This is a genomic window from Bradyrhizobium sp. (assembly GCF_019244115.1).
Taxonomy (GTDB): Bacteria; Pseudomonadota; Alphaproteobacteria; order Rhizobiales; family Xanthobacteraceae; genus Bradyrhizobium.
The window spans coordinates 1-4,888 of sequence record NZ_JAFATE010000190.1 but is presented as its reverse complement, the minus strand read 5'-3'; the positions used below and the strand labels follow the sequence as shown (position 1 = coordinate 4,888).

Sequence of the window (4,888 nt, the reverse complement as noted above, 5' to 3'; positions counted from 1 at the left end):
TTCGTGAAGGGCGACGCTGCCGGCATTGGGCAGAACGATTTCCGCGAACGCCGACCGAAAGCCCTGACGGCGCAATATCTCCAACAGCGATCGATAGAGCTTCGTCCCGACGCCGACGCGTCGGTATGCCCCGTCGATGTAGATCGTCGTATCGATAGTCCAGCGATAGGCCGGCCGCTCGCGATGCCGGCCGGCATAGGCGTAGCCAACCACCTCGCCCGCGGCAGTCTCGGCAACCAGCCATGGATACATTTCGAGAGTATCGCTCATTCGCCGCGCCATCGTCTGCGTATCCGGAGGTTCGACCTCGAAGGTGACGACCGTGTCGCGCACGTAAGGCGCGTAACCCGCGCCACGGAGGCTGCGTCCTCGTATTTCGCCGCCCTGACAATGATCTCATCCATGCGCTGCTACTTCCCGTCCACCGAAAATGCCAGCAGCGCATTGCCGGGCACCGAACCGTAATTGGTATAGCCGGAATTGACATAAAGCATGCCGTCGGCGACGACCGCGCCGGGGCCGTCGAGCGAGCCGCCATGGGCGGCCGCGCCGTTGACGGTGGTGTAGTCCTTGACCGTGTCGAGGTCCCAGATGATCTCGCCACTCTTCGCCGCGTAGGCGCGCAGATGGCCGTCGAGCCCGCCGGAAAACACCACGCCGGGAATCGCGGTCACAGCGGCCGATTGCGCCGGACTGCAGCCCGGCGTGTCGTTGCAGCCGGGATGCGGCGTGTGCCAGACGATTTCGCCGGTCGCAAGTTTCAGGGCAAACAATCCGCCACCCTGGCGCGGATCCATCTTCAACACGCCGCCCATGACGGTTTTCTGCGCTCCGGGCGTGCCTGGCGCCACGGGTACGAGGCCGATATCCGACACGGCGACATAGAGGTTCTCATCGTCGGCGGCCATGCCCCATTGCACGCCGCCCAGTGTCGAGCCCTGACCGACCCGGCGCTGCCACAGGATCGCGCCGGCATGATCCGGATCGAGCGCATGAACCACGCCGGATTTCTGCCCGGCGATCAGCGCACGCTTGCCGTCTCCAAGGTCAACCAGGATCGCAGAGGAGCCGAAGTCGAAGTCAGGCCCCTTCCCTTCGGGGCAGTTGGCGCGATACTGCGAGACACACGCGACGTTGAAAGCATCGCCCCCGGTCATCTGACGCGACCAATTGAGCTTTCCGGTCGCAGCATCGAACGCGAGGAAGGCGTCGGACGTGTCCTGCGCCGGTTTCGAATAGCTGTCGCCCGTCATCGCGTAGACCGTGCCCGTGGCGCCATCGATCGTCGGCGCGGACCAGATCGCGCCGCCGGCGGGACCGAACTGCTGCACGCCGATCGCATTGATGCCCTGCGGCTGCGCCGGCGGCGAGATGTAGCTGCGCCATTTGATCTCGCCCGTCGCTGCGTCGAGCGCCGCGATCAGCCCGCGAAAGCTGCAGCAGCCATAGCGCGGATCGGCGGCCAGCGCCTCTTCGAGCGAGGACACCGGCACATAGAGCACGCCGTCCGCGAGGACAGGCGCGCCGGTGATCAGGGCCGCCTGATGCTCCTCGACCCGGCGCGTCCACCTCGGCTTCCCGGTCTCCGCGTCGAGCGCATAGGCGTTGCCGCGCTGATCGCCGAAATAGGCGGTGAGACCGCGTGCGTCCTCGCCGATGGTAATGGCGCTGCGCACGCCAAAACCGGCATCGAACACCCAGCGCTGGCATCCGGTCGCGGCGTCGAGCGCGTAGACCTTGCCGCCGGCGCTGCCGACGAACAGCGCCCCGCCAAAGACCGTCGGCTGCGCGGAGGCCCTGACATCGCCGGGGAAGCCGAACGCCCATTTCAGCTTCAGCCGCGGCACATCCTCCGCCGCAAGCCGCGCCTGGTCCGCCGGTTGGAAGCGATGCTGACGGACATCGACGCCCCAGCCATTCCAGCGCGGCAGCGAGGCGTCGGTGAGTTTTGGCCCATCGTCACGGCAACTGGAATCCGGCAGTTCGGCCGCGGGCGCTGGCGCAGTGCCCTTCAAGAAGTGGACGACGTCGCCGATCTGGTCCCTGCTCAAATCGCGCGCCTGCTGGCTCATCAGCCCGTAGGTGAGCTGAAACCTCATCCGCTGCTCGCCGAGCTGGCGCAAGGCATTGCGGTCGGGTGCGCGCGCCACTCCGCCCTCGTGACAGGAGGCGCAGCGCTGCTGATAGAGCGCCTCACCGGCCGCCGCCCCGGCCTCTTCCGCGCTGGAGGACGAAACGCTGCCAGGGGCAAGAAGTAGTCCAATTGAAAACTGCAGGCCGACCAGCGCCGCGCGAACCGCATATTCGGATGACATTGTCGCTTCCCCCCCGTTTGGCGAGACTTCGGTCGACCGCACGGGATCAAGGGGTAGCAAACCTCGTGACGCTCGTCACGCCCCTTCAATCAAAGCGCGAGGCATTGGCGAAATGCAGCTCCCGTACCAGAAAACGTTTTTCCGGCCGATCGCGCTCCCAAGGCATGCGCGCTGAAAGCGATCATGCCGGCGGACGCAGCGACTCGCCGCCGGCCGCCGCCACGGCGGCGTACCGTTCGATGTCGTCCCTTGCCGCCCCGGCGATCGGCGTCTGGTCGGGCTTGGTAAGAACGGCGCCATCACCGTTGATCGCCGCTGCGGCGCGGGTTTGCCCTGTGGCGACAATCCATGTCACACCCCCGTCAAAAACCTCCCAGGCAGTGATCATGGCGCGCGGATCCAGGCCAGCCTTCCGCAAGAGCAGATCGATCGCCTCGGCCGCTCGCACTTGACCCGCGACTTTCACGAACTGCTGGACCTTGTCTGCCCCCACGGTGGACAGTTGCGCGCCCGCGGCGACGCGCCCGCCGCTCCGGTCGAGCTCATAAAGCCGCCCGCCCGTCTTCTCAAAGACGCAGAGCCGCGCTCCCTTGTTCGTGCCGACGCCGAACGCCATGCATTGCTGGCCCTCGATCTCCATGTTCACTCCGGGACGGACTTCGAGCTTCACTTCCGGCTGGGGCTTCACCGCGCCGCAGGCCGCGGCGATCGTGATCCGCGGATCATCGGTCATCTGGAGGCGAAGCTGCTGAACGCTCTGCCAGACCCGGCGCTGCGGCAGGTGCGGATTGAGCTGCGCCAATCGGTCGATCTCCGCCTGGTACTGCTCCCGCCCCACGATGCGCAATCCGGGCCAGCCTGCGATCCATCTGGCCGCGAGGCGGGCTATCGGCTTTTCGCGCTCGGCAGCATGGAAGCGGTCATCGAGCGCCTTGAGGACGTCTGCGCGCGCGGAGAAGCCGTTCTGTTTTGCGGCCTGCTCCAGATTGGCTTTCACCCAGGCGAGCATCTCGACGAGGATCTGGTGCTGGGCCAGAGCGCCCATCGCTTTCAGGCCAGCCAGCGCATCGCCCGACGTGGTCGGCAGCATCGCGATGCCGGTGTTGCGAATGAACTGGCCGTGACCGCCATTATTCACCTGGGCGAGATAATAGACGGCGTGATAGGTCTGCATGGCCGCGGCCGGCATCTCGTGCCGGGGATAGACGCCGCTACGTTGAATATCGTTGACGTAGCCCACGACGGCCTGCATCACAGCCTTGTCGGGCTCTTGGGCTCCCTCAATTGCATCGCGAGGTATAACGACCGTCGCCAGGCGACCATCAACGATCATCTCGCACCTCCAGGATCCGCTATCCCCCAGCGAAAGCCCGTACACAGGCACTGAAAAAAGTGCAAAGCATGGCTCTTACCAGCGTCGGGCAAATGGACTTTGAGAAGCCAATGGTTGCGAAAATGACACATATGCAACCTAAAGTACCCCGCTTTTCGCGCCATCGAAACCGCCGGACAAAGCGGGCACGATACAAATCCGGCATCCCTTAATATCAGCATGCGGTGGAGGAAACGGCGATGCAGTTGCACGCGTTTGGACGCACGGGCCTAAAACTCTCGGTGCTGGGTTTTGGCTGTGGCGCGGTCGGCGGATTGATGGTCCGCGGCGATCCCGCCGACCAGGAGCGCACCATCGCACGCGCCCTCGCCGCGGGCGTGAATTATTTCGACACCGCGGTGCAGTATGGCAATGGCGAGTCGGAAAACAACCTTGGCCGGGTTCTGAAAAGGCTGAGACCGGCGAACGCGGTCGTCGGGACAAAGGTCCGATTGCCGCCCGATGCGCTCGGTAGCATCGGCGACGCGGTCGCAACCTCGCTCGAAGGCAGCTTGGCGCGCCTCGGTCTCGATCGGGTCGACATCTTTCACCTGCACAATCCAATCACGGTGTCGGGAAGCGGATCGGCGCTCAGCGTCCAACAAGTGCTCGGCGACGTGGTCCCGGCGTTCGAGCGCTTGCGTCAGGAGGGCAAGATCCGCTTCCTCGGGATCACAGCGGTCGGCGACACCGCGGCCCTGCAGCAGGTAATCGACCAGCGCGCCTTCGACAGCGCACAGGTCGTCTACAACATGCTCAATCCATCCGCCGCGGAGGCCTTGCCGAACAACTATCCGGCGCAGGATTACGGGCGATTGTTCGATCACACCGAAAAGGCCGGCACCGGCGTGGTCGGCATCCGCGTGCTGGCCGGCGGCGCATTGTCGGGTTCGGAGGCGCGTCACCCGATCGCAAGTCCGCCGCCCGAGCCGATCGGTTCGGCCATGAGCTATGACGCCGATCTTTTTCGCGCGCGCCGTCTCGTGCCGCTCATTGAGGAAGGTTTTGCATCGAGCCTGACTGAGGCCGCCACGCGCTTTGCGCTCTCGCATCCGGCGATGGGAACCATCCTGGTCGGCATGGCGACGCCGCAGCAGTTCGAGGATGCGCTTGCCGCGGTCGAGAAGGGGCCGCTGCCGAAGGCGGCGCTGGAGCGGCTATCGACGCTGCGCCAGACTTTTTCCGGTGAGGCGCGGTGATC

At 65.3% G+C, this 4,888-nt stretch carries 4 protein-coding genes; 1 reads left to right on the top strand and 3 read right to left on the bottom strand.

The window, feature by feature from the left end; all coding sequences use genetic code 11:
• The 3 genes from JOZ76_RS08380 to JOZ76_RS08370 form a co-directional block, all read right to left on the bottom strand.
• On the bottom strand, nt 1–333 hold a 333-nt coding region (locus JOZ76_RS08380), incomplete at its 3' end, for a GNAT family N-acetyltransferase (RefSeq protein ID WP_291698156.1).
• A 77-nt stretch (nt 334–410) separates the two neighbouring features.
• Nucleotides 411–2,315 carry an outer membrane protein assembly factor BamB family protein gene (locus JOZ76_RS08375; protein ID WP_291698155.1) on the bottom strand — a complete coding sequence of 635 codons (1,905 nt, stop codon included), beginning with the start codon at nt 2,313–2,315 and terminating at the stop codon, nt 411–413.
• A gap of 181 nt (nt 2,316–2,496) precedes the next feature.
• Complete coding sequence (locus tag JOZ76_RS08370) at nt 2,497–3,693, bottom strand: DMP19 family protein (protein ID WP_291698154.1); 1,197 nt, start codon at nt 3,691–3,693, stop codon at nt 2,497–2,499.
• A gap of 194 nt (nt 3,694–3,887) precedes the next feature.
• On the opposite strand from JOZ76_RS08370, the gene JOZ76_RS08365 reads away from it, so the two are divergent.
• Entirely contained in the window at nt 3,888–4,886 is a 999-nt protein-coding gene (locus JOZ76_RS08365; RefSeq protein ID WP_291698153.1) for an aldo/keto reductase, read from the top strand.
• Nucleotides 4,887–4,888: the final 2 nt, after the last annotated feature.